Source organism: Erythrobacter sp. YT30, from assembly GCF_001542875.1.
Classification (GTDB): domain Bacteria; phylum Pseudomonadota; class Alphaproteobacteria; order Sphingomonadales; family Sphingomonadaceae; genus Erythrobacter.
Genome location: NZ_LMAF01000002.1, coordinates 132,284 through 156,617, shown reverse-complemented (window position 1 = coordinate 156,617; position 24,334 = coordinate 132,284). Strand labels below are relative to the sequence as shown.

The 24,334-nt window shown below is 57.9% G+C and carries 21 protein-coding genes; 15 read left to right on the top strand and 6 right to left on the bottom strand.

What is annotated here, in order from left to right; translation table 11 throughout:
• Positions 1 to 59: 59 nt before the first annotated feature.
• Genes AUC45_RS05430 through AUC45_RS05420 form a run of 3 tightly spaced genes read right to left on the bottom strand, consistent with a single transcriptional unit; the run spans position 60 to position 4,611 of the window.
• Entirely contained in the window at positions 60 to 908 is an 849-nt protein-coding gene (locus tag AUC45_RS05430) for an alpha/beta fold hydrolase (protein ID WP_067599489.1), read from the bottom strand.
• Between the two features lie 34 nt (positions 909 to 942).
• Positions 943 to 2,010: a VOC family protein gene (locus AUC45_RS05425; RefSeq protein WP_156423764.1), complete on the bottom strand. Its 1,068-nt coding sequence runs from the start codon at positions 2,008 to 2,010 to the stop codon at positions 943 to 945.
• 45 nt (positions 2,011 to 2,055) lie between these two features.
• Positions 2,056 to 4,611, bottom strand: coding sequence for a TonB-dependent receptor (locus AUC45_RS05420; protein WP_067599481.1), 2,556 nt, complete (start codon positions 4,609 to 4,611; stop codon positions 2,056 to 2,058).
• A 183-nt stretch (positions 4,612 to 4,794) separates the two neighbouring features.
• Here AUC45_RS05420 and AUC45_RS05415 point away from each other — a divergent pair, with 183 nt between their 5' ends.
• On the top strand, positions 4,795 to 5,478 hold the full coding sequence (locus AUC45_RS05415; protein WP_067599479.1) for a hypothetical protein: 684 nt from the start codon (positions 4,795 to 4,797) through the stop codon (positions 5,476 to 5,478).
• A gap of 130 nt (positions 5,479 to 5,608) precedes the next feature.
• Positions 5,609 to 8,104: a TonB-dependent receptor gene (locus AUC45_RS05410; protein ID WP_067599475.1), complete on the top strand. Its 2,496-nt coding sequence runs from the start codon at positions 5,609 to 5,611 to the stop codon at positions 8,102 to 8,104.
• Between the two features lie 58 nt (positions 8,105 to 8,162).
• Here AUC45_RS05410 and AUC45_RS05405 read toward each other — a convergent pair whose 3' ends face one another.
• Together AUC45_RS05405 and AUC45_RS05400 are read right to left on the bottom strand one after the other, a co-directional pair.
• Positions 8,163 to 9,590, bottom strand: a complete 1,428-nt coding sequence (locus AUC45_RS05405) for an NAD(P)/FAD-dependent oxidoreductase (protein ID WP_067599472.1) — start codon at positions 9,588 to 9,590, stop codon at positions 8,163 to 8,165.
• An 18-nt stretch (positions 9,591 to 9,608) separates the two neighbouring features.
• Positions 9,609 to 10,541, bottom strand: coding sequence for a DUF1838 family protein (locus tag AUC45_RS05400; RefSeq protein WP_067599469.1), 933 nt, complete (start codon positions 10,539 to 10,541; stop codon positions 9,609 to 9,611).
• Between the two features lie 142 nt (positions 10,542 to 10,683).
• Between AUC45_RS05400 and AUC45_RS05395 the strand changes: the two genes are divergently transcribed.
• From AUC45_RS05395 to AUC45_RS05375, 5 genes are read left to right on the top strand one after another with little or no spacing between them, the layout of a single operon-like run.
• Complete coding sequence (locus tag AUC45_RS05395; protein ID WP_233998541.1) at positions 10,684 to 11,532, top strand: CoA ester lyase; 849 nt, start codon at positions 10,684 to 10,686, stop codon at positions 11,530 to 11,532.
• The gene (locus AUC45_RS05390) at positions 11,525 to 12,034 is read left to right on the top strand and encodes a MaoC family dehydratase (protein ID WP_067599459.1); all 510 of its coding nucleotides are present in this window, start codon (positions 11,525 to 11,527) and stop codon (positions 12,032 to 12,034) included. Before AUC45_RS05395 ends, AUC45_RS05390 begins: the two co-directional genes overlap by 8 nt.
• A gap of 44 nt (positions 12,035 to 12,078) precedes the next feature.
• A complete protein-coding gene (locus tag AUC45_RS05385; protein WP_067599455.1) occupies positions 12,079 to 13,266 on the top strand; it encodes an acyl-CoA dehydrogenase family protein in 1,188 nt (395 codons plus the stop codon).
• A gap of 29 nt (positions 13,267 to 13,295) precedes the next feature.
• Positions 13,296 to 14,498, top strand: a complete 1,203-nt coding sequence (locus AUC45_RS05380) for a CaiB/BaiF CoA-transferase family protein (protein WP_067599452.1) — start codon at positions 13,296 to 13,298, stop codon at positions 14,496 to 14,498.
• Between the two features lie 6 nt (positions 14,499 to 14,504).
• Complete coding sequence (locus AUC45_RS05375) at positions 14,505 to 15,587, top strand: CaiB/BaiF CoA-transferase family protein (protein WP_067599450.1); 1,083 nt, start codon at positions 14,505 to 14,507, stop codon at positions 15,585 to 15,587.
• Between the two features lie 5 nt (positions 15,588 to 15,592).
• On the opposite strand, the gene AUC45_RS05370 is transcribed toward AUC45_RS05375, so the two are convergent.
• Positions 15,593 to 16,345 carry a GntR family transcriptional regulator gene (locus AUC45_RS05370; protein WP_233998540.1) on the bottom strand — a complete coding sequence of 251 codons (753 nt, stop codon included), beginning with the start codon at positions 16,343 to 16,345 and terminating at the stop codon, positions 15,593 to 15,595.
• Positions 16,346 to 16,386: 41 nt separating this feature from the next.
• On the opposite strand from AUC45_RS05370, the gene AUC45_RS05365 reads away from it, so the two are divergent.
• The 8 genes from AUC45_RS05365 (at position 16,387) to AUC45_RS05330 (ending at position 24,327) form a co-directional block, all read left to right on the top strand.
• Positions 16,387 to 17,616, top strand: a complete 1,230-nt coding sequence (locus AUC45_RS05365; protein ID WP_067599449.1) for an MmgE/PrpD family protein — start codon at positions 16,387 to 16,389, stop codon at positions 17,614 to 17,616.
• Entirely contained in the window at positions 17,613 to 18,914 is a 1,302-nt protein-coding gene (locus AUC45_RS05360) for an MmgE/PrpD family protein (protein WP_067599446.1), read from the top strand. The genes AUC45_RS05365 and AUC45_RS05360 overlap by 4 nt, the downstream gene beginning before the upstream one ends.
• Positions 18,911 to 20,278 carry a phenylacetate--CoA ligase family protein gene (locus tag AUC45_RS05355; protein ID WP_067599444.1) on the top strand — a complete coding sequence of 456 codons (1,368 nt, stop codon included), beginning with the start codon at positions 18,911 to 18,913 and terminating at the stop codon, positions 20,276 to 20,278. The genes AUC45_RS05360 and AUC45_RS05355 overlap by 4 nt, the downstream gene beginning before the upstream one ends.
• A gap of 9 nt (positions 20,279 to 20,287) precedes the next feature.
• Positions 20,288 to 21,433 (top strand): amidase, encoded by a 1,146-nt coding sequence (locus AUC45_RS05350; protein ID WP_067599442.1) that lies wholly within the window; start codon positions 20,288 to 20,290, stop codon positions 21,431 to 21,433.
• 5 nt (positions 21,434 to 21,438) lie between these two features.
• The gene (locus tag AUC45_RS05345) at positions 21,439 to 21,747 is read left to right on the top strand and encodes an REDY-like protein HapK (protein ID WP_067599440.1); all 309 of its coding nucleotides are present in this window, start codon (positions 21,439 to 21,441) and stop codon (positions 21,745 to 21,747) included.
• A gap of 3 nt (positions 21,748 to 21,750) precedes the next feature.
• Complete coding sequence (locus AUC45_RS05340) at positions 21,751 to 22,563, top strand: SDR family NAD(P)-dependent oxidoreductase (RefSeq protein ID WP_067599437.1); 813 nt, start codon at positions 21,751 to 21,753, stop codon at positions 22,561 to 22,563.
• Between the two features lie 148 nt (positions 22,564 to 22,711).
• Complete coding sequence (locus AUC45_RS05335; protein WP_067599434.1) at positions 22,712 to 23,575, top strand: polysaccharide deacetylase family protein; 864 nt, start codon at positions 22,712 to 22,714, stop codon at positions 23,573 to 23,575.
• Positions 23,572 to 24,327, top strand: coding sequence for an enoyl-CoA hydratase/isomerase family protein (locus AUC45_RS05330; protein WP_067599431.1), 756 nt, complete (start codon positions 23,572 to 23,574; stop codon positions 24,325 to 24,327). Before AUC45_RS05335 ends, AUC45_RS05330 begins: the two co-directional genes overlap by 4 nt.
• Positions 24,328 to 24,334: the final 7 nt, after the last annotated feature.

Sequence of the window (24,334 nt, the reverse complement as noted above, 5' to 3'; positions counted from 1 at the left end):
GACTTTCCAGCCCTTGGAAAATTCACCTGCTTGGATTCCTTTTACCCCGGCGCTTGAATTCACTGCGTATCTCCTGTTGATCCCGTGTTTGCGTCTGCCGCCGCGGCCAGCAGTATCTTCGCAACGCCTTCAGGATCAGTCACCATCGCATCATGCCCGGTGGCAAGTAACAGTGTGTTCCACTCAGGATCGCTTTGCAACTCGCCATAGAGCCAAGCGAACTGGGTTTGGGCGAGGGCAGGGCTGTTGCAATGGATATAAGTCCGGGCAAGGCCTTGCGGCCCACGGTTTTGAAGCGCGATCGGATCGAGCCACGTTTTCAGCGGGTGCGGGGTGAGGCGCTCCGCTACCCAATCGTGGAGAGGATGATCCTCGGGAATACCCAGCACGCTGGGCGGGAAAACTGCAATTCCAACTCCGTCAGGTGCCATCGCGCTCATCGCTGCAATCGCACCATCGATAGCCTCCTGCGGGCGTGGCTCGCCATAACTCAGCATGGTCTTTCCATCTTGAGGAAGAGCGGCGTCAAGATAGACGATGTGGCCGATACGTGACTTCATGGCGTCAGCTACACCGGTGATCACCATGCCGCCATACGAGTGTCCGCAAAGCACGATGTCCGTCAGTTCGTTGGCAATGATGGTTTCGATTACATCGTTGATATGCGTATCTAGGCCCACTTGCGGTGTCAGTTCATTCGCCCGATCACCAAGGCCGGTGAGCGTAGGGGTGAAGACGCGGTGCCCCGTTGCCTCCAGCATTGGGCGCACCGGATCCCAGCACCACCCGCCATGCCACGCCCCGTGGACTAGCACGATATCGCGCTTGGACGGGGATTTTGCAGAAAGCGCGCTCGCCGCGCTTCCGCTAAGCGCTGTTGCAGCGATGGTTCCCGCCGTGACCGTCATAAAACTTCGCCTGCTCGGTATGCCAAGTCCGACCTCATTCGGCATCATAGAACTCCGTCAGATTCCCATCAGGATCGCGCACAGCGAACAGATTTGTACGCGCACTTTGGCCAGCCAGAGAGGGGATCACCGCACCTGTTGCCGAACGCTCAATCTCGACACCCTCGCTCTCAATAAATGCGCGATATGTCTCATAGTCTTTGACGGGATAGCGCACAGAAATGATACCGAGATTGGGCGGAGAGGCGAATTCTGAGAAATCGCGGCCGTCAAATCCCTCGAATTGCATCAATTCGATCCTGCCGTCTTCGCCCGGCAGGATTGGCTGGACGACAGCAGCGCGGCGCACCAATTGCGTGGCATAGTTTGCGGGCACCGAGAAATTGTTCACCCGCGCCTCTGGATCGGTGAAGGGCGCGTCGAACAGCACGCCAAGGCCCAGTCTGTCGCGATACCACGTAAGGCTGGCTGGTTGATCATTGACCATCCGCATTGTGTTGAATGCCTGGCTTAGCCTGCCGACGGGAAAGCCTGTAAATTCAGGGCTTTTTCGCTGATACATCGCGTAATTCACGCCGTGCGGCCCCTGGATCACAACATTGACGAGATCGGAACCGCCAAAGCTGAATTCGTAGGGCTGGCTTTCCGCCCACCAACCGCGAGTAATCGCCGCATCAAACATCGCCAGCGCATCATTGGTTCGCAGCATGATGGAATAAATGCCGCCAGTGTCCCATGGACGCGCCGCGAGGCGAATGGGACGCTGATTCTCTGCACCGTCAAAGCGAACGAAACGAATACACCCGGCGTCAGATTGCGGAGCGCAGATTTTGCGGAAAGCCCCGCTCACATCCCTGGGAAGCGACCAATACTCAAGCTCAGCGCGCTCAATGTCGCCGCTTGAGACAACCGACCAACCGCCATCCTCGACAAGCCATGCTGAGCTCGCATCGAGATCGGTAACACTGACGACGACTTCGCTCCATGGCCCGACCCCGAATTCGGCGGCGGCTGGGGCATCAGATTGTGCCGAGGCAGGGCTCGCAAAAAGGCTGGCGGCGGCAGCAACCCATGTCACTGCCGCCGCTCGCATTTGTCGCATCAGGCCTGCTGAGTTGGTCAAAGTGTGCTCGGCCAGGTCCCTTGATCAGAAGTCGAACTTTGCCCGCACGATCCATGTGCGCGGTGGGTTCAGATAGCTGAAGTTGGCAAGCGCGCTTTCAACGGCCTCTTCATCAAAGCAATTGCGGCATTCGGCAGTGACAGAGATACCACCTGTATGAGCCAGCGTGATCCCGCCATTGACGATCCAGCGGGCTTCGCTGAAGGACCCGGAAGCAGGGTCAATCGGATCGCCGAGACCAAGCGTGTTGGCCGGGAAGACCGTGCCTGAGGGACCGGTAACCGGCTGATCGAACAGGGTTAGCTCACTTGTGCCGACCTCGCTATCGCTGCGCCAGTTTGCGTTGGCGAACGGACGGAATGTGAAATCGCCAAGATCAATGTCGTAGCTTCCGCCAAACGCGATGGTGAATTCCGGCGTACGTACTGGCTCTGCGAGTGATCCGTCCGGCGAGACAATGCCAACGCCGCATGCGGCCGCGTTGTCTGGGCCTGATACGTTGGGGATCAGACCTGCTGCAAGCTGGCTAAGGCACGCTGCCTGCTGCGCGGCCACGGATTGCACGCCAAATTCGTCAAGCGCGGGTGCGTTTTGATCGATGTTGTATTCATCATCCTGATAGCCGAGCGAGGCAAACAGATTGAGGCCATCAACAGGCACAGTGGTGAGTTCAACCTCGAGACCACGGTTTTCATAATCGGCAAAGTTACGGGTGAGGAAGGCGAGGCTGCCATCATTGCGGATAAACGCCGATGGCGCCTGCAAATCGCTCACATCAAGCCAGAACGCGGTCACGTTGAGCCGGACGAGATTGCCGAACAGGTCCGATTTGAAACCTGCCTCGTATGACCACGCGGTCTCAGGGCCGAATGGCAGCAGTTCACCCGGCGAAGTGCCGCGAGCATTCCAGCCACCCGATTTGAAACCGCGCGTTGCCGAAGCGAACAGCAAAATGTCGTCGAGTTGGTAGTTGATGGCGAAGCGCGGTGTGAACAGATCAACCGATTGTTCACGCGGGATCACGCGTCCATTGGCGGCGACAAGATTTTCAGAATCGATACAAGTCGACGGTCCAAACTGGTTCGCAGCCTGACACAGCCCGCCGCCCAAGCGTGGGCGGTTGTCTCTGATCTCGAAAGTCTTGGTTTCATCCGTGTAACGAATGCCTGCAGTAACGGTCAGCCTGTCGGTCAGATTGACGTCAGCTTGCGCGTATCCCGCCCAAGCCTCAGCTGTGTTGTCGATCACGCGATCAGCCAGCAAAAGTGGGAAACCATCTGGCGGTGGTCCGCCGGGCCCCAAATTGAGCGAGAAGATATCGCCGAAATCGGTCCGGTTATCCTCGTAGAAATAGAAGACGCCGCCAACGATGTCGATCAGGCCATCGGCGATGCTGCCGGTGAACTTGATCTCTTGCGTGAATTGCGTGTGGCTGCCTTCATTGGCGATGGTGAAGCCGCCAAAGGTAAAGCCCGTCACTGGAGGGATCGGGTTCGAAGCGCTGGGCAGGCCGCGGCCGTCAGCAAAATCGAGCGCAAAATCCTGTTTGATATCAACAAAGCCGGTGATGATGTTGACCGCCCAATCATCGCCAATACCGACTTCAAGGTTTGATGAGACGAAGTCCATGGTGGCTTCGTTGCCGAGGCCGAAATTGGCTTTGTCACCTGTCAGCAGCGGTCCGAAAACCGGGCTGATGAGATTGCTGTCTTCGGTGAAACCGGTGGATACAAAGCGGCCATCACAATTGGTTGGGTCTGTCGGGTCGCAATCAAAGTTCAGGACGTTGGCCGAATCCGCGAACGTGCGGATGTACGAACCTTTCCATGTAACACTGTCAGATAGCTCACCGCGTAGGCCAAGGCGAACACCCCAGCCATCGTTCTCGTTGGTTCTATCGTCAGCAAGGTTGTTGATCGCGTAGCCATCATCATCCTGGAAATACCCAGAAACCTTGATCGAAAAACTGTCCGCCAGCGGAATGTCGATCGAGGCGCGGCCCATGATCTGATCGTAGGAACCATATCCGATCTCGGCAAAGCCAGCGACTTCATCGCCCGGATCGTTCATGTAGACGTTCACCGCGCCGCCCGTTGTGTTGCGGCCAAACAGCGTGCCTTGCGGACCGCGAAGGACTTCAACCCGGTTTACGTCAAACAGCGAGAGGTTGTTGGCGTTCTGACGCGAGAGATAGATGTCATCGACATAAGTGCCGATGGGCGGATCGAAGGTGGCGATACTTTCCGTATTGCCGATACCGCGAAGATAATAGGCATTCGCAGTGCCAAGCCCGGTGTTGTTGAGACCAACAAGGTTTGGAACGAATTGCGCAACTTCGAGCGCGTTGGCGATACCGCGCGCTTCCAACGCTTCCTGATTGAATGCAGAAATCGCAATCGGAACGTCTTGCACATTTTCATCGCGCCGCTGTGCGGTAACGATGATGGTTCCAACTCCGGTGGTTTCTTCTGCTTCGCTATCTCCCGTATCTTGCGCAAGAGCCTGCGATGGCAATGCCGCGATGGCGGCGAGAGAAACGGTGGCGGAGAGGGTGAGCTTCTTGAAGCTTGAAAGGTGCATTTAGGGCGGTCCTTTATGTAACGCGTTGGGCGGTCTTTACCGATCGATCCCACGACCTGCACTACGGATTTGTCCGGACAACCTCTTGTCTGTCAAGCCAAGAAGTGCAATTTGTCCGGACAAATTGAAGGAATCTGTCGCAAATTGCGTGATTCCTGCAACAGTTTTGCGAAAGGGGAACTCGTGTCGTTAGCTGATCTGGCCTACCCAACCTTGGTCTATGCGCACCTATTGCTGTTCGTACTGTGGCTTGGGGCCGATGTGGGTGTGTTCGTTTTGGGGCAGCACTTTCGTCGGCGCGAAGACTACACGCTCGAACAGCGCATCGCGTTGCTGAAGCTGCTGGTCGAAATCGATATGGTCCCGCGCAGCGCCTGGGCGCTGATGGTTCCGCTGTCATTGAGTGTCGTTGATTTGGGCGGCTGGTGGAATGTACCGGCGTGGCTGGTGATTACAGCCTGGGTTGTGGGCTTGTTCTGGCTTGCTCTCGTCTGGGATTCGCACAAGCATGATCAGACCCCCCGCGCGGCGCGCAATCGAAAGATCGAAGGCTGGCTGCGCTGGCTGATCGGAGGCTTCTATCTATGGCTCGGCGGGCAAAGCCTTATTGCGGGCGCCCCGCTAGAGCCAAACTGGCTCGCCTGGAAGGCGCTGATGTTCGGATTGATTTTTGTCTCCGCCATCATGATCGACGTGACATTCAAACCTGTGGGCGCGCAATTGACGGCTGTGTTGGAGCAGGGATCGAGCGATGAGACTGAAATCCCGTTGCGACGCACAATGGACAAGACGCGCCTTTGGGTCTGGGCAGTGTATATTCTGCTCCTGATCACGGCGTTTCTGGGCAATGTGAAACCGTTGCTGTGAAAACGCAGTTTTGGTGTCATTCACAGATTTGACGCAAATTTGTCTGGACAAATTCTGATCAGGAGTCAGAAATAGAGACAGGGACGAATGCGCGCCGTGCGGGATCGCGGCGCACAAATAGGAGGGAACCATGAAGATGCTTTTTCGCGGCGCATTGCTCGCTGCAACGGTGATGACGCCGAGTACGGTGTTTGCGCAGGCGACCGACGCTGACGAAGATGCCGAAGCTCGCACAATCGCAGAAGAAAGCTCTGAGATTATCGTTACGGCACGCCGCCGCGAGGAATCGCTTCAAGAGGTTCCAACCAGCGTCGCTGTTGCGACAGCCGAAACGATTGAGCGCTATAACCTCAACAATCTGACCGACATTGCCCAGATCACGCCGGGCCTTATCTTCGATGATAGTTTTGGCCGTGACGGCAACCGCCCGGTTATTCGTGGTCAGGCTAACATCCTGGGCGATAGCGGCGTCGCGTTCTTCATCGATGGCATCTACTACACGGGCAGCCTCGCCGATTATGACATCGACACGATTGAACGCATCGAAGTCGTCAAAGGCCCGCAAAGCGCTCTTTATGGACGCAACACCTATTCTGGTGCGATCAACATCATCTCCAAACTTCCCGGCGATCAATGGGAAGGTCGCATCACTGCCGACCTTGCTGAAGATGACCGTTACGAAGTGACCGCCGGTATCCGCGGTCCAATCGGCAATGGGTTCTCCGTCGGAGTGAACGGTCGCTATTATGACTTTGGCGGCGAGTTCACGAACCAGTTCGATGGCGAGAAGCTGGGCCAGCAAATGTCATGGTCTACTTCCGGCATCCTTGCTTACGATGATGGCGGGCCATTCCGGGCAACTCTGCGCGGCTATTACAACCGCACCGATGACGGCCAGCCGGCCATCTTCGCGCAAGGGACCGAGCAGAACAACTGCCTGTTCGATAATGGCTCGCTGTATGGCGGGGGAGGGCGCTATTTCTGCGGCGTAATCCAGCCAGGCGAACTCAATACCGATTTCTCTCGGCAATTCTCAGACCCTGAAGACGTCGGGCTCGAAGCGGACACCTACAATGTCTCGTTCCGGATGGAATACGACATCAGCGATGAACTCCAACTCATCTCGCTGACTGGCTACAACAATCGCGAAGAGACATTGCTAACAGATGGCGATTACGGGCCGAACAGCTTCCAGACGGCCGTGTTCGCGCGCTTCCCTGCAGGCGCACCGATTGGATTTGGACCGGCAGGACCAATCTTCCCGTTTGGCTTTGTCGGTACCACGGTCGACTTCAGCTTCGCCAATCGCAACGAAACCGAAGATTGGTCGCAAGAATTGCGCCTGCAGTATGAAAGCGACGCTTTCGATTTCATCCTTGGCGGATACTACTTCGATCAGAGCGATGACAACTTCACCATCCGCGAAGTGCCGGCAGACGCCGCTGCGCGCGCAGGCGCGAGCTTTGGTGCTGCCATCGCGGCTGAGAATGCTCTATGCGCGGCAAACCCAATCTGCGGCAGCGTTGCCCCATTCTTTGGCCCGTCGACACCCAATGACCGTAGTGAGAACCTCTCAACTATTGAGAACATTGCGATCTTCGGTGCGATCAACTGGCATATTACGCCAGACATCAATCTTGGGATCGAAGCGCGTTACGCCGAAGAGACCATCGAACAGACACTGTTCGACTTCGACGAGGGTGACATGCGTCCGCCGGGCGAGGATTTCCGCGCGAAGTTCACCAAATTCTCACCTCGCGTGACCTTTGACTGGAAATTTGCTCCCGACAATCTGCTTTACGCGATCTTCGCCCAGGGCCAAAAGCCAGGTGGTTTCAACGGCGTGAATGCGCGAAACGCTGGTGCGGGCACGTTTCAGGAAGAAGAGAACACCGGCTACGAACTCGGCTTTAAGAACACGTTTGCCGATGGCCGCGTGATCTTCAATATCGCCGGTTTCTATACCGACATCGAAGGTTATCAGCTGACGCAGAACATTTCTGATCCGCCAAACCAAGTGAGCGCTGTGGTGAATGCGGGCGATGCCGAGGTTTTCGGGATCGAAGCTGAGCTCATCGGGGAGCTTTCACCGGGCCTTACGCTGACGGCGAACTATGCGCTTGCCGATACCGAATTCACGAGCGGCTTCGATGAAAACCAAGGCGTGCTGAACGATGTCGCTGATGATGGCTTGGTCAATTGCTCGACTGGGGACCAATTCCCGGACGTTTCAGGTTGCCAGAGTCTCTTCGGCTCTATCGAAGGCAAGGCCATACCGCGTGCGCCCAAGCACCGCATTTTTGCCGACGTCAATTACCGCTCTGCGACAGAGATTGGCGGGGGCACGTGGGATGTCTTCATGGGCGCAAACATCACTTACACATCGTCCAGCTTTGCCCAGGTTCACAATTTGGCAGAGACGGGCTCTGCGACTGAGGTTGATGCAAGGCTCGGCCTTGAGAACGATCGGTTCCGCATCCAGCTATACGTCAACAATCTGTTCGATGAGGATGCCGTGCAGCAGATCATCCGCTATGCTGATGCGGACGTGAATTTCCGCCGCAGCTTCATTGCAGGCCTGCGTCCTGGACGTAGATTTGGCGTGGTGTTGTCGGCTGGGTTCTAACTGGCACTGCAGATTAGGAAACGGAAAGGGCGGGGCGTTTTGGCGCTCCGCCTTTTCTTTAGGCCATTCGCGCAAAGACCTGTTGCGCCGCGCGTTCGCCGCTTTCCAGCGCGCCTTCCATCCCGCTGTTTTCAATCGCGAGATGTTCGCCCGCAAAGTGAAGGCGTGTGCCGCTTTCCTGCGCGGCCTCGGCGAGGCTTTTTGCCATGCCTGTGCCGATATGGTGGTAAATGCCGCGCGCGCCTGTCTCACGCTGCCAGCTGAAGCGGCGGATGGCGGTGATCTTTCCCGATGAGGATGGGCGCGCTTTTGCAAGCCTCTCGATGATTTGTAATCTGGCCTCGGCTTCGCCCAGCCGATCCAGCCAATTGGCGCCCATTCCCGTAGTCCACAGCTTGAGCATGGGAGGACCGTCCCCCGACCCATCCGACAATACGAAGACACGTCCGAGCAGCGGATCGTCAGTCCAAAGCGTGTCGGGGAAAGGATCGGACTGCCAGAAAGGCTCACCCGCAGTGAGATACGCAAAACTTGCATGGGTGTAGGGCAATGCCGCGATCATTTGCGCCATCGCCGGTGAGAGTGGGGCTTCGATCGGAACGGTGCTCAAGGCAGAAAACGGGATCGTGCAAATGACCTGGCGCGCGCCGAGTATTCCTGCTCGACCGCCACCCAGATCGAGCACGACGCCGTCCGCTTCCTCGCGGATTGCACGCACCCTTGTAAAGCGGCGGATATCGCTCGAAAGCGAGGCAGCCATCGCTTCAGGAAGACGCTGCGATCCGCCTTCGATGGTTGATATCGGTCCTGCTCCCGCGCGGTAAATCGCGAAGCTGCGCGCCAAGTGGAGCTGCGACATGCTGGCTAAGGAATTGCCGTTGAAATTCGCCTCAATCAGGCGGAGTTCCTCTCGGCTCGCGCCTGCTTTTCGGAGCGCCATTGCAACCGACACATCCGTCGCGGGATCGGAGTTCAGCCAGTCGGTGACCGGGTCTAATCGCGCGAAAGCGCCCGCATGCTTTCGCAGAAGCGCCGCAGGCTCTGTGCCGATATTTGTGTCATCGAGTGGGTTTGAAGGGCGGGCGCTCCAGTCGCCGGCAACGCTTCGCTCGCCATTCACCCAATACAGATTTCCCGGGGATTGTCTGCGACCAGCGCTTGCTCCTCCATCGCTGGAAAGGCCAACGCCAAGCTCGCTCGCTATTCCATGAAGCCTTTTGTATCCAGCACCCACTTGAATACCGCCTGCCTCGGGCTTTCCCGGCATATCATCGAGCGTATAAAGTCGCCCGCCAATCCGCCCTTCGCCTTCCAAAACGACGACGGACAGACCTGCCGCCTCGCATATCCTCGCCGCTAGGAGACCCGCGAGCCCTGCACCGATTATTGCGACGTCGACTTCAGTTTTGCCCCAAGCCTGACGAGGGGCAGCGCCAGCGATAATCGCTGCTGTGGTGCCCGCAATAAAAGAGCGCCGGGTTGTCATCGCGGCGCTCCCTTCGCCCTATTCGCCTTCAGTGGCCGTTTCGGCTTCGCCTGCCTCGGCTGCGGCCTGATCCTGGAGCAGTTTGAACTTCGTCCAGGTGGTTTCATTGCGGCGTGTATCGTCCTTGGGCGGCGCTTGCTCGTAGATCGGATAATTGGCGCGGATTTCATTCTTGAGCACGTCGGGCAGTTCTTCAAACCCGCCGGGCAATTTGCGGCCCATTGCGTTGAATACCATTTGCCCGGGACGCCCACCCATTTCCATCCACGGGGCCCATGGCGAAATGCGCACCCAGCTGATCATCGGGTAGGCTGTCGGGGTAGAGCTATCAAACAGCTCCTCTTTCAGCGCGGCGAAATCGAAAATCTCCATCGCGTGATACTTGTTGCCGACATAATCCTGATAACCACCCGCAAGCGGATTGGTGTAGAACAGCGGCACTTCAAACGGGATGAAGACGTATGGGCCGGCTTCTTTCATGGTTGAAAGCGTGAACGGCGATCCATCGCTGCCCACCGGGAAATTTGGACGACCGTTCACCGGGTCATTGTGGATTTGCATCACATCGACCGTTTCGCCGGTATAGGGGTTCTCCCATGTGTTGAGGACTTCCCCTGTTGCAGGATCCAGCATTAGCATCACTTCGCGGCTGATCAGGCGCCAGCCTTTGCCGCGCTCTGGATCTTCAACTTCAACGCAGCGCCGGATATTCATTCCTTCGCCTTTGAAGAGCAGCTTGTCGCGCACGCCGGGGCTGCGGCCGTAAATATTGCCCGACCAGTGATAAACCGCAGGCTCATCGGCTGACACACCGCATTGCAGCCGCTTTGAAATCTCGAGAGCGTCTTCGGGTTTCGAGGGATCTAGCGTTTGCGCATGGGCCGGCGCGCCCATCATGAACGAGGCTGCGGCCAATCCTGCTGCGGTGAAAAAAGACGTGAAGCGTTTCATATATGCCCTCCGAACAAAGTCCGGAACAAAAATTTGTCCGGACATTTGAGTAATTCGTCCTTGACTTTATATTTGTCCGGACAAATTGTGAACCCTCTTTCAAAACGCCTGTGGGCGAAATTCGGGTGGACATCGAAGAATCGTGTTTTCAGCAGCCAGTCTCTTGTTTGTGCCGGGATCACGGCCTGATCGCTTTGCGAAAGCCAAGGCGGCTGGCGCTGGTCTGACGGTTATTGATCTTGAGGATGCAGTTGCTGCCGAGGATAAGGTGACCTCTCGCGACGCCGCCTTGGGTGCAGTCGCATCGGTGCCTGATGGGTGGGCGATCCGTATCAATGCAGTGACCACAGCCGCGGGCGTGCGCGATCTTGCAGCGCTGAGTGAATGCGATGCACTGCCCGAAACGCTGCTCGTCCCGATGGTCGAATCGTCTGCTGAACTCTTCGTGGTTGTAGGGGCCTTGGGCGATCAATGCCCTGATCTCATCCCGTTGATCGAAACGCCCAAGGGGCTGCGTTATGCGCTGGAAATCGCGGAGCATGATGCGGTTACTGCAGTTATGTTTGGTGGCGGAGATTTCTCGGGCGAATTGGGCGTGGAACTGGCGTGGGAGCCTCTCTTGGGCGCGCGTCACGCCTTCATTCTCGCCTGTGCGGAAGCGAAGAAGCCCGCCATTGATGTACCCTTTATCGGCCTCGAGGATGAGGCAGGCTTGGCCGAAGAATGCGACCGCGCGCGCTCCCTTGGCTTTGCCGCTAAAGCTGCGATCCACCCCCGGCAATTGAGCGCAATTCACACGGCATTCGCACCCAGCGAGGCTGAAGTGGCCGAAGCGCGCGAAGCTCTATCCGCTTACGAAGAGGGCGGAGGGCGCGCGATCCGTTTCAAAGGGCGGATGCTCGAGGCTCCGTTCATCAAGAAATACCGCGCGGTAATTGCGCGCGCACAAGGCCACGAAAAAGGCCAAAAAGAAGGAACTCTAAATGCGTGATGGTGTGATCGAGGTTTCTCCGGGCCGCTTCCGCGAAGTGCAAGGACGCTACTTCGAGGATTTCGAAGTCGGGCATGTCTATGAACATCGCCCCGGACGCACCATCACCGATGCTGACAATGTGTGGTTCACGCTGCTCACGATGAACACGCATCCCGCGCATTTCGATTATGAGCTGTCGAAGGACACCGAATTTGGCAAGCCGCTCGTCGTGAGCCCGTTCACCATCGCCCTGATGACGGGGATGAGTGTTTCGGACACGAGCGGCAAAGCCATCGCCAATCTCGGTTGGGACGAAGTGCGCATGACGAAGCCGCTGTTTGTAGGCGATACGCTTTATTGTGAAAGCGAAGTGCTCGAAAAACGCGAAAGCAAAAGCCGGCCCGAGCAAGGTATCGTCACTTTTAAGACTATCGCCAAGAACCAGCATGGCGACATTGTGAGCCACTACAAGCGCACCGTTTTGGTGTGGCGTCGCGGGTTTGGAAACCTCGACGAATAGGCTGGCTCGACGAGAAGAGAACTTTAACCAAAGGGACACGCATCATGGCAACCGCCGCAGCAATCGAAGATCAGATCCGCACCATCGATCCGGATGAAGAACGCGCGTTTATGGACGCGATTGACAGGTGGCTGGAACGCGAGGTTATCCCTGTTGTCCAGCATCACGATCACGGCGATATTTGGCCCGAAAAACTGGTCGAGCAGATGGCCGAGATGGGCCTGTTTGGCGCGACTATTGGCCAGGAATATGGCGGATTGGGCCTACCTGCGACGACATATGCAAAGATCGTCATGCGCATTTCATCATATTGGATGGCGATCACGGGAATCTTCAATTCGCACCTGATCATGGCGGCTGCAGTTGAACGCTTCGGCACGCCTGAACAGAAAATGCGTTGGCTGCCCAAATTTGCGACCGGCGAAATTCGCGGCGGTCTTGCTTTGACCGAGCCCAATGCGGGCACGGACTTGCAAGCCATTCGGACCGTTGCAAAGAAGAATGCCGATGGTGATTATGTCATTAACGGGACCAAGACCTGGATTTCAAACGCCCTCAACGGTCAATGCTTTGCCATGCTGGTGAAGACCGATCCTGACGCCAATCCGCGCTACAAAGGCATGAGTCTGTTCATCGCCGACAAGCACGATGGGCTGACGACCGGCAAGAAATTCGACAAACTCGGCTACAAGGCGATCGACAGCGCTGAATTGATCATGGAGGACTATGTTGTCCCGGCGGACCAATTGATCGGCGGTGTTGAAGGGCAGGGCTTTTTCCAGGCAACCGGTGGCCTAGAACTCGGCCGGATCAATGTGGCTGCGCGCGGTGTGGGCCTTGCCGAAGGATCGCTGCGGCTTGCCACCGAATATGCGCAGCAGCGCGAGACCATGGGTAAACCCATCGCGCAGCATCAGGCCATCCAGCTGAAGCTCGGCGAAATGGTGACAAAGGCGCGGGCTGCCCGGCTTCTCACGCTTGACGCATCAGAAGCCTATGACAAAGGCGAGCGCTGCGACAAGGAGGCAGGCATTGCCAAATACTACGCTTCCGAAGCTGCCGTTGAGAACAGCCAGGAAGCGATGCGGATTTATGGCGGCTATTCCTATTCGAAGGAATACGACATTGAACGCTATTACCGCGACAGCATGCTGATGTGCATTGGCGAGGGGACAAATGAAATGCAGCGAATGATCATCGCCAAACAGCACCTTAAAGAAAACCAGATCTGAGCACTGATCGGCCCGGAACCGGTATCGCCATGCATCTCCCCCTGAAGGGCTTTCGCATCATCAGCGCCGAACAATATGGCGCTGGTCCTTATGGCACCATGCACCTGGCGCAGATGGGCGCGGAGGTCATCAAGATAGAGCCGCCGCGCAAGAACGGAAAAGGCGGCGGCGACACGGCGCGCGCGGTGGGTCCGCATTTTTTGAGCGAAGGGGAAAGCCTGTATTTCCAGTCGTTCAATCTCAATAAACGTTCGCTGACACTCGATCTGCGCACGGATGAGGGACAGAAGGTCTTCAAAGAATTGGCGGCCACGTCTCATGCCGTTGCGAACAATATGCGCGGCGATCTGCCAGAGAAATTGGGCCTCACTTACGATGCGCTGAAAGAGATCAACCCGACGATCGTGTGCGCGCATTTGTCTGCGTATGGCCGTGACAATGAACGCTCCAAATGGCCGGGTTACGATTATCTGATGCAGGCTGAGGCGGGCTATTGCTCTGTCACGGGAGAGCCGGGCGGCGAGCCGCAACGCATGGGCCTTTCAATGGTCGACTTCATGACCGGCACGATCTTCACGATCGGGTTGCTGTCCGCGCTGATTGATGCGCAGCGCACCGGCAAGGGGCGCGATGTCGATACCGATCTGTTGTCTGCGGCGATCCATCAGACAAGCTACCCAGCGCTCTGGTATATGAATGAGGGCGATGAAACCGGGCGCACACCGCGCAGCGCTCATCCCACAGCCACGCCTAGCCAGATGTTCAAGGCGGCAGACGGCTGGATGTTCGTGATGTGCCAATTGCCCAAATTCTGGGACATTCTGGTCGACCGGATGGCACGCGATGATTTGCGCGATGATCCGCGTTTTGCAACCAATGCTGACAGGCTTTCCAATCGCGAGGTTTTGACCGAATTGCTGGATGCGGAATTCTCGCAAAAGCCGATGGCGCATTGGCAGGATTTGCTGGCAGGTTATGTGCCCGTTGCGCCAGTCTATGAAATGGGCGCGGCACTCGACAATCCGTGGCTGCGTACCATCGGCATGCGCGATACTGTTGAACACCCGACACGCGGACCGATCGATATTCTGGCAAGCCCCATCAAGCTTGATGGCAAACGGGTGCCCAATCGCATCGCGCCTGAACTCGGCGAGGACAGCGATGCCATTCTTGATGAGTTGGGCTATTCCCCCGAAGACATAACCAAACTGCGCGCAAGCGGGATTATCTAAAGCTCTATGGGCAAGCTGTCAGGCATTACCGTTGTCGATCTGACCCAGTTTCTGCCGGGTCCGATGATGACGGTCATGATGGCTGACCAGGGAGCGCGAGTAATCAAGGTTGAACCCGCCGCCGGCGATCCGGCGCGCGAACAGGCCCCTTTTGAAGCAGGCCATTCGGTGTGGTTTGCCAATCTCAATCGCGGCAAGGAAAGCGTCGTACTCGATTTAAAAAGCGAGGAAGGCAAAGCGGCTTTGGCCGATCTGTGTACCAAGGCAGATGTCTTTGTCGAAGGTTTCCGCCCCGGTGTGATGAAGCGGCTTGGCTTTGATTATGACAGCGTCAAAGCGATAAAGCCCGATATCGTCTATTGCTCAATCTCCGCCTTCGGGCAGGAGGGCGCACTCGCCCATCATCCGGCACATGATATGGCTGTGCAGGCCTTGGCAGGCTTCCTTGCCGTCAATGATGGCCCAGACGGGACCCCGGTCGTTCCCGGTGCGCCGAGCGCTGATCTGGCTGCCGGACTGACAGCTTTGTCTGCAACATTGATGGCACTGATCGGACGCGACCGGACAGGCGAGGGCGCGTATATCGATTGTGCCATGTTCGACAGCCTGATCCCATGGTGCGCGCACACCGCAGGCAGTGCAATTGCAGGAGGACCCAGCCCCGTATCAGCGCGTCAAAGATCGCTGGGCGGGGCTGGCTTCTATCAGGTCTACCAAACGTTAGATGGCAAGCATGTCGCTCTGGGAGGGCGGGAGATCAAGTTCGCGCGCAATCTGCTCACCGCATTAGACCGCGAAGACCTCATTCACCATGCAGAACGCGACGCGGGCGAACAGGGCGAACTTATCGGCTTCCTGCGCGATACCTTCGCCACCCGCTCGCGCGATGAATGGGTGCAATGGTTCGCCGATAAAGATGTCGCCTTTTCGCCTGTTCTCAATTTCCGCGAAGCTTTCGATGAACCGCACATCGCCGAACGCGGGCTGATCGTCGAGAGCGAGGACGGCGCGCATCATATCGCTCCGTCGATCCGTTTTGCGGGTGAGGACTGGACCCCCGGCCCCGTACCGGAGCTGGGCGGGAAATGAGCAGCTCAGCTGTCGAGATCGATATGCATCGCGTAAGCGAAGCGGTCTCCGGGGTGATGGCTGACCGAGATTTCGTAGACTTGCGCCTTGGGATCAAGATAGCAACGTACGATCCGCAAAACCGGATCGCCTTGGTCAATCTCGAGAAAACCCGCGACGCGCGCATCCGCAGTGATCGCCTGAATATCCTGCGTGACCCGGCCAATCGTCACGCCCGCAATGCGCTCAATCTGGCTGAACAGAGTACCCGCAGCGAGATCAAGCTCATCCACCGCATCGCCCAGCCGTTCGTGGAAATAGGCATCGGTGACAGCAATCGGCGCGGTGTCGGGCGATTGCCTGCGAACACCGCGAAATCTTCGCCAGATACCCTTGGTGTCTTCGCCAATTTGTTCGGCGATCACTTCCTGAAGCGGGCCTTTGTCGCGCTCTTCGTAAACAACCTCGCTCGTGCGGGCATATTGCAAAAGCTCGCCAATGTTCGAAAGCGGCTGGTGCAAAGCGCCTCCGCGCGCGGCGGCAGGTTGAACGGTGGTGCCCGATCCGCGCTTTCGCTCGATCAGACCTTCGGTCTGAAGCCGCTTCAACGCCTCGCGAACGGTAAATCGGCTGACATCGTATTCGCGGCACAGCGCCGTCTCGGTCGGAAAGGGCTGCCCATCGGCATAGGTGCCAGCAAGGATCGCTTCGCGCAATTCGCCGGCCACTTGCATGTAGCGGGGCGTTTTCACGTTGGAAGGCGCGGCGGCATTGGCCAAGGTTCTCTCCGATTCCCCGAATGTGGGCAGAGGCTTGGTGTATGAGCGAAGCGCTGATCTCGCAACTCTCGGCTCGCTTGTGTCGACCAATTGGTGAGTCGGCAAAGACGCGCGCGCGGCTGCATCTGCTTGATTGGCTCGCGTGTGTAGCAGGCGCAGGGTCGAGCGATGCGGCAAATGTCGCATCGCAAGTGACCGAGCATGCATGGGAGCGTTCAACCTATCTCGGCAATGTGCTCGAAATGGATGACGTCCATCGCACCGCCTTGTTGCATCCTGGGCCCGTGGTTTGGCCGGTTGCGATGAGCGTTGCTGATGCGACCATGGCGCAGCGGCTGGAGGCTGCGGTGCGAGGATACGAGGCGATGATCGCGGTGGGGGCAGCTTTCGATGCCTATCACTACGCGCACTGGCATCCCAGCGCGACTGCGGGCGCTTTTGGCGCGGCTGCGGCGATGGGATCGCTCCTTGATTTTTCGGCCGATCAATACGTCGATGCATTTGGCAATGCCGGATCGGTCGCGGGCGGGCTGTGGCATATGCGGCATGACAAGGGCGTGCTGACCAAGCAATGGCACATCTATCACGCGGCGCGCACCGGGCGCGAGGCGGCGCTTCATGCGAAGGCTGGGGCAAAGGGACCTGCTGGTATTCTCGAAGGGCCGCAGGGGTTGTTCGCAGCTGCGACGAAGGAGCAGGGCGATCTTGCCGGTGGAGACAAGGGATGGCTAATCGACCAAGTCAGCTTCAAGCCCTTTGCAGCCTGTCGCCACGCACACCCTGCCATTGATGCAGCGATGCAATTGCGCGAGGCGGGCGAGCTTTCCGCGCCATTCAAAGTCGAAACATTTGCCGACGCCTTGACCTTTTGCGACCGTCCCAATCCGACGAGCGAATTGGAAGCAAAATTCTCTCTTCAACACGCTGTTGCGGTGGTGGCGGATGGCCGCGAGGCAAAGCCAGAGGATTTCACCCCCGCTGCCATCGCCCGGCTTGCTGATCTGCGCGCGCAAGTGAGTGTTGCGGAAGACCCCGCGATAACAGCGCGTTACCCCGCACATTTCGGAGCGCGCGTGAACGGGCATGAAATTGTCGACACATTGGGCGATCCCGAAAGGCCCGTAAAAGCAAACCACATTATCGAGAAAATGCGCACTCTTGCGGCGTGGGGCGGGCTTGCTTCGACAGAAGGGCCTGAGGCGATTGATGTCGCGCTCAACTCGCAGGACGCCTCGCGAATTGATGCAATGCTGGCGAGGTGGCTGGGATGACCGCGACTGATGCCATCATAGAATTCGCAAGCGCCGATCATGCTCTGCCTAAACAGGTGCGCGCCGATACGGTTCGCTTGCTGGCCGATACGCTTGCAGGCGGCGCGGCGGGCGCACAATCGGCCGAAGCGCGCAAAGTCAGAGCCGCTATCGGAGCGTTCGGTAGCGATCCTGAGGCGCGCCTCCTTTGCGGCGGCGAGGTTCCGGCTGTGTCCGCAGCTTTCTTCAACGGGTTCGCAATCCACTGCCTTGAATGGGATGCGGTTCATGAAGGGGCGGTGGTGCACGCTCTATCCGTCGTGACCGCAGCCGTCATGGCGCAGTCGGATGACAATGGCGGGATGGACCCCGAATACGTTCTGCGCGCGCTTGCCGTTGGTGTCGATATCGCGAGCGGATTGGGCATTGCCGCAACGGGGCCGATGTCGTTTTTCCGCCCCGCGACCGCCGGGGTCATCGGCGCGGCCTTGGCAGCAGCGCGGCTAACCGACATTCCGCCTGAGAAGTACGCCGATGTGATGGGCCTTGCGTACTCGTCCGCGAGCGGCACCATGCAAGCCCATGTCGAAGCGTCCATCGCGCTGCCTCTGCAAATAGCCAATGCTGCGCGCGCGGCGATCACCGCAGTGCGGCTGGTCGAATGCGGTCTGGATGGCCCGCACGACGCGCTGGAAGGGCCGTTTGGATATGCAAAGCTTTTCGAGCCGCTCGACCTTTCTCGCTACACAAGCGACCTCGGCAAAGTGTGGCGCATATCCGAAGTCGCGATCAAACCGTTCCCATCGGGCAGGGCAAGCCATGGCGCTTTGGGTGAGCTTGAACAGCTCTATCGCGAAGGAGTGCGCCTGCCCGACATCGCAAAGGTAGAATTGTTCGCTCCGCCTTTGATTGAGCGGCTGGTTGGGCGGCCCTACAAGGCGGATATGACAGCCGCCTATGCACGGTTGTGTCTCCCCATTCTCGCGCCATTGATGCTGCGCGACGGGATCATTGATCCGGCCCTGTTCGACAGCGATGCGCTCCATGCGGCGGAATTGGTTGAGCTAACGCCCAATGTCTGTGTCACTCTGGACGGCAATCCCGATGGCAACGCGATGGCTCCGCAACGCCTCGTCCTCACTACCAAGGCAGGCGAAACGATTGAGCGCACCATTTCGGCCAATCTCGGCAGCATTGCCAATCCCATGAGCGCTGAACAATCCGCCGCCAAATATGCCTTATGCCGCAAACTTGCAGGCAGCGAGATTGACCAACGAATTTTCGATGATCCCCTTTCCTATTTTGCGAATTCTCTATGACTTATCCAACCTATTTCGAAGCGCTTGATCACAAGCAGATGCTCGCCGATTATCCGGTCGGGCAGGCGTTTGTGGACCGTTATAAAACCATGAGCCGCGATGAATTGTTCGCGATCCAGGATGCGCAGTTCAAACGCCTGATGGTCAAGGGATGGCAGGTGCCGTTCTACCAGCGGTTATGGGGTGCCAAGGGGATTGAAGCGGGCGATATCAAAGGGCTTGAAGACATCACGAAGCTGCCTGTTTACGACAAGTCGGACCTCATGGCCTCGATTGCCGAACACCCGCCCTATGGCGACTTTCACGGTATGGGGCCTGCCGCGACACGCGATCCGGTGGTCTTCCACACGACATCGGGCACAACGGGAAAACCGCAAGTGCTGATGTTTGGGCCAAAGGGGCGCGAAGTCGGCAATCTCTTGGTCGGTCGCATGTATCGCTGGATGGGGCTTGAAAGCGATGACGTCGTGCACTCCGTCTATGGACACGGCATGATCAATGGCGGGCACTACATCCGCGAGGCGGTGACCAAGTTCACCAATTCAATCTTCCTGTCGGCGGGCACGGGGATTGAGACCCGCAGCGTCAACCAAGTGCAATTGATGGCCGATTTCGGCGTGACAGCGATTGTCGGCTTTGTCGATTACGTCCGCAAACTTGCGGGCACAGCCGAAGAGATGGGCCTGTTCGACAAGATCAACATCCGCATGATTATCGGCCATCTCGGCACAGAGGATCGCGCTTCAACAGAGGCCGCCTGGCATGGCGCAAAGGCCTATGACTGGTACGGCGTCGGCGATACCGGCACAATCGCGGGCGAGGGACCGGAACGCGACGGCATGTATGTCTGGGAAGACGCGCAATATCTTGAATTGCTGGGCGTCGATGACGGCGCGCCAGTTGCGAAAGGTGACACGGGCGACATGGTCGTCACCTGCCTTTACAAGGACGATATCGCCCCCTGCATCCGCTTCAACACGCATGACATCACGCACGAATTGGACGGACGCGGCGAGATCGCATTTAAGCGGATCGCGGGCTTCCGTGGCCGATCAGATAATATGGTGAAGCTGCGCGGGATCAACGTCTTCCCGCACGCAATCGGTGCGATTATCGAAAACCGCGCGGACCTAACCGGTGAGTATGTCTGCCACCTGATGCGCGATGCAGGCGGGCGCGACAGCATGCGCGTCACGCTCGAAAGCAATGGCGGGACTGATGAGGCAGCTCTTGCTGAAACGTTGAAGCAAGGGCTGGGCGTCGAAGTCGAAATCGCACTGTGCGAGGCGGGCGGCACAGCGGCAGTGACCGAGATCGACAAGCGGCAAAAACCCTTGCGCTTGATTGACGAGCGGGGTGTGTAAAACGCTCCTATGCTCGATCCGTACAACGCCTTTCTCTACCGTAACGACGACGCCTCCGGCGGAGAGGGGCCGCTTGCGGGCGTTACTATTGGGATCAAAGCCAATATCGCGGTAAATGGGATGCCCTACCACGCTGGAATTGGCGCATGGGAAGATCGCGTTGCGGATGCAGATGCCGAGGTGGTGACCCGGCTGCGCGAAGCGGGCGCGGCGATAACCGGTATCCTCAACATGGAAGAGGGCGCGCTGGGCGCAAAGACGAATAACCCGCATTTCGGGCCGACGCACAATCCTCACAAACACGGCTACTCACCAGGTGGCTCATCTGGCGGCAGCGGCGCAGCGGTCGCGGCAGGTTTGTGCGATGCGGCGCTGGGCACGGATACGATGGGCTCTGTTCGCATCCCGGCGGCGCATTGCGGTGTCTACGGGTTCAAGCCTGCAACAGGCAAAGTGAGCCAGGACGGACTGATCCCCGCCGACCCAAGCCTCGATGCCATAGGTCCGCTGGCGCGCGATCTCGATATGCTCGAGCGAGTGGGGCGGGTGGTGAGCGATTTTGGAGACACCGACATCGAGGGCGCGGGCGCGGTCCTCATCGATCATGGCGTAGAGGTGCAATTGCCCATCGCCGCAACTTTTGAAACGGTTGTGGCGGCGCTCGATCACGCGCCTGCTAAGGTCTCTCTCCGCCATCCCCAATCGCGCATCCGCTTTGCCGGGTTTATCGGCGTATCGAAGTTCATGGCAGCGGATTTGAGCGGAGTATCCGTATCAGAGAACCTCGCTAAATTGCTGACTTACGGACCAAAACGATCAGAGAAAGATTGGGCGCAAGATCAGGCAATCGTCACGCAGGCGCGCGACGAAGTACGCGACATCGTCTCTCGGCATGGCTTTCTCATTATGCCCACCGTGCCCAACACCGCCTTCCCGCATTTCGAGCCTGAACCAGCCGCTCAGGCCGATTTCACATGCCTCGCCAACATCGCCGGAATGCCTGCGATCAGCCTGCCAATGGGCTTTACCGCTGAAGGTCTGCCGATGGACGTGCAGATCGTTGCAAGCACCGGCGCTGAAGCGGGACTGTTCCGCCTTGCTCGTCAACTTGATGCCAAACTTGGCGCCTATCGCGCGCCCAACAAAGGAGCTTAGAACCCATGCGCATTATCGTACCGTTCAATCTGAAGCCCGGCACGGACGTCGCCGAATATGAGGCATGGGCAAAGGACAAGGATATCCCGACCGCCAGCGCGCTACCGTCGGTCAAAAGCTTCACCGTGCACAAGGCAACCGGCCTGTTTGGCGATCCCGATACGCCGCCGCCCTATGCCTATTTCGAAGTGCTCGACATCACCGATTTGGATGCCTTTGTGGCGGATGTCTCGGACCCAGAATTCCAGGCCAAGGCAGCGCCCTTTCAGGATTATGCCGACGCGCCGCAATTCATCCTTACCGAGGATCTGTGATCCATGAGCCAGGAAGCAGGGAAGTATGCGGGCAAGACGATCGTCGTCACCGGATCGGGGAAGGACAAGGGGCTGGGCCAAGGCATCCTCCAAGCCTTCGCCGATGAGGGCGCGAACTGCGTCGTATCCGATCTGACGATTGATGCCGAAGCGGAGGCCGTTGCAGAGGATCTGCGCGCTCGCGGTGCGAGAGTCGCGACAATTGCCTGCGATGTGTCGAAAGCTGCTGATTGTCAGGCACTTGTCGCAAAGACGCTTGAGCATTTCGGATCGCTCGATGTGTTCGTCAACAATGCCGGAATTGGTTTCAAGATGAAGCCGCTGCTTGAGGTTGATACCGCTGATGAGTGGGACCAGGTGATCGCAGTGAACCTGTCTGGCGCATTCTACGGCACGCAGGCAGCGGCCCGCGCGATGGTCGAAAAAGGTGAAGGCGGCCGCATAATCAACATAGCCAGCCAAGCGGCGAAAACCGGCTTTCCGCATCTTCCCGCTTATGTGAGTTCAAAGCACGGTATGGTGGGCCTCACCCGCGCCTCGGCAGTCGAATTGGGCGCGCATGGAATCACAGTCAACGCGGTGTGCCCCAACCACGTGACGACAGGGCTTGGTGCAAAGCAGAACGAATATTTCTCCAAGCTCCTGGGGTTCGAAACGGTCGAGGATTACCTTGCCAACATGAGCGCGAAAAACCCGATGGGCCGCCCCGGCTTGCCAAGCGATACCGCGGCAGCGTGCCTGTGGCTGGCGAGCGATGAGGCATTCTATGTGACTGGCGAAGCGCTGAATGTGAGCGGTGGTGAGGAAATGCACTGATGTATGGCGCGGATGTATCCTCCCCAGCATGGAGAGGGGGACCGGACGCAGTCTGGTGGAGGGGCACTCTGGGCAGGCGTGGTGATTGCGGGCAGTGCCCCTCCACCATCGTGCCGATGGTCCCCCTCCCCGTGACGGGGAGGAACAAATGATCGAAGAACGGATCTACTTGCCCGGTGGCGCGAAGATGGCTTTGAGCGTTGTTGTCAATGTCGAAGAAGGCAGCGAGATGACGATTGCTCGCGGCGATCGCGGGATGGAGCCGGTCGATGAACTGGGCGTTTTCGTCAAATCGAAAATGCGCAATTATTCGAACGAGTCCAACTATCTCTACGGGATCAAGGCGGGCGCGCCGCGCATCGTCAAATTGCTCAAACGTTACGACATCATGGCAAGCTGGACGGTGGCCGCGATGGCGCTCGAAAACCATCCCGAGATTGCCGAGGCGATTGTCGATCTTGGCCACGAACCGGTCAGCCATGGCTGGCGCTGGGTGCATCAGTTCAAAATGGACGAAGAGGCCGAACGCGACTTCATCCGCAAGGCGACGCAAAGCATCGAAAAAACCTGCGGAGTGCGCCCCTATGGCTGGCTAAGCCGCTACCTGCTCACCGACAACACAAGGCGGCTTTTGCAGGAAGAGGGCTATTCCTATCACATGGATGATTATTCCGGCGATGTGCCCTTCTGGGATCGCGATACGACCGGTACGCCTATGTGCATCATGCCCTATCAACTTGATAACAACGATATGAAGATGTGGACCGACCCTGCGCTCACCCCGCATCAATGGCTCGATTATGCGAAAGCGAATTTCGATCAGGTCTATCGCGAGGGCGAAGAGGGCAATCCAAAGATGATGAGCCTCGGCCTGCACCTCAGGATCATCGGGCGGCCGGGGCGCATTTGGGCGCTCGAAGAATTCTTTCGCCATGTCCGCGCGCATGATGATGTATGGGTAACGACGCGCAAGCAAATTGCGGATCACTTTATGAAGGAGAACCCAGCTTGAGTCTTCGGCTTGAAAAAGAGGGTCCCATCGCGCGTCTGCTGATTGACCGAACCGACAAACGCAACGCGTTCGACATGGCGATGTGGGAGGCTTTCCCTGCGCTTCTGGCCGATGCCGTTGAAGACAAGGCGATCCGTGTTCTTGAACTGCGCTCGGCTAAACCAGGGACCGCGTTTTGCGCTGGCGCGGATATCAAGGAGCTGCTCGCCAACAAGGATGATGCAAGTTGGCGCGCTGCAAATCAGGCCGAGATCAATCGTGTGCAATCCGCATTGACCCGCGCCGATATTCCGACAATCGCCTTTGTCGAAGGGGATTGCGTGGGCGGTGGCTGCGGACTTGCCATGGCCTGCGATATGCGTGTTGCGACGCCGGCTGCGCGCTTTGGGATTACGCCTGCGAAGCTTGGCCTTGTCTATCCGCTGCATGACGTGAAGCTGCTTGTCGATCTGGTTGGGCCGGGACAAGCGAAGCGGATGCTTTACACAGGTGAGTTGCTAGATGCTGAAGAAGCGCAGCGCATTGGCCTCATCGAGTTTATCGCTGACGGGAGCGAATTCCTGATCGGGCAATTGCTCGCCGCCTCCACCTATTCGGCCTATCACACCAAGCATTTCATCCGCCGCGTCCTCGATGGGCAGAGCGAGGATGATCGCGATACGCTCGGCATATTCAGCGCGGCATTCACACGCGAAGACTTTGCAGAAGGCACCGCTGCCTTCGTCGAAAAGCGCAAGCCAAAGTTTCGCTAGGAGCAGC

Excerpts from the sequence above, each read along its gene's own strand:
- AUC45_RS05430 (WP_067599489.1), bottom strand. The coding sequence starts at position 908 with ATGACGGTCACGGCGGGAACCATCGCTGCAACAGCGCTTAGCGGAAGC.
- AUC45_RS05425 (WP_156423764.1), bottom strand. The coding sequence starts at position 2,010 with ATGCGACAAATGCGAGCGGCGGCAGTGACATGGGTTGCTGCCGCCGCC.
- AUC45_RS05420 (WP_067599481.1), bottom strand. The coding sequence starts at position 4,611 with ATGCACCTTTCAAGCTTCAAGAAGCTCACCCTCTCCGCCACCGTTTCT.
- AUC45_RS05410 (WP_067599475.1), top strand. The coding sequence starts at position 5,609 with ATGAAGATGCTTTTTCGCGGCGCATTGCTCGCTGCAACGGTGATGACG.
- AUC45_RS05405 (WP_067599472.1), bottom strand. The coding sequence starts at position 9,590 with ATGACAACCCGGCGCTCTTTTATTGCGGGCACCACAGCAGCGATTATC.
- AUC45_RS05400 (WP_067599469.1), bottom strand. The coding sequence starts at position 10,541 with ATGAAACGCTTCACGTCTTTTTTCACCGCAGCAGGATTGGCCGCAGCC.
- AUC45_RS05390 (WP_067599459.1), top strand. The coding sequence starts at position 11,525 with ATGCGTGATGGTGTGATCGAGGTTTCTCCGGGCCGCTTCCGCGAAGTG.
- AUC45_RS05385 (WP_067599455.1), top strand. The coding sequence starts at position 12,079 with ATGGCAACCGCCGCAGCAATCGAAGATCAGATCCGCACCATCGATCCG.
- AUC45_RS05380 (WP_067599452.1), top strand. The coding sequence starts at position 13,296 with ATGCATCTCCCCCTGAAGGGCTTTCGCATCATCAGCGCCGAACAATAT.
- AUC45_RS05375 (WP_067599450.1), top strand. The coding sequence starts at position 14,505 with ATGGGCAAGCTGTCAGGCATTACCGTTGTCGATCTGACCCAGTTTCTG.
- AUC45_RS05365 (WP_067599449.1), top strand. The coding sequence starts at position 16,387 with ATGAGCGAAGCGCTGATCTCGCAACTCTCGGCTCGCTTGTGTCGACCA.
- AUC45_RS05360 (WP_067599446.1), top strand. The coding sequence starts at position 17,613 with ATGACCGCGACTGATGCCATCATAGAATTCGCAAGCGCCGATCATGCT.
- AUC45_RS05355 (WP_067599444.1), top strand. The coding sequence starts at position 18,911 with ATGACTTATCCAACCTATTTCGAAGCGCTTGATCACAAGCAGATGCTC.
- AUC45_RS05350 (WP_067599442.1), top strand. The coding sequence starts at position 20,288 with ATGCTCGATCCGTACAACGCCTTTCTCTACCGTAACGACGACGCCTCC.
- AUC45_RS05345 (WP_067599440.1), top strand. The coding sequence starts at position 21,439 with ATGCGCATTATCGTACCGTTCAATCTGAAGCCCGGCACGGACGTCGCC.
- AUC45_RS05340 (WP_067599437.1), top strand. The coding sequence starts at position 21,751 with ATGAGCCAGGAAGCAGGGAAGTATGCGGGCAAGACGATCGTCGTCACC.
- AUC45_RS05335 (WP_067599434.1), top strand. The coding sequence starts at position 22,712 with ATGATCGAAGAACGGATCTACTTGCCCGGTGGCGCGAAGATGGCTTTG.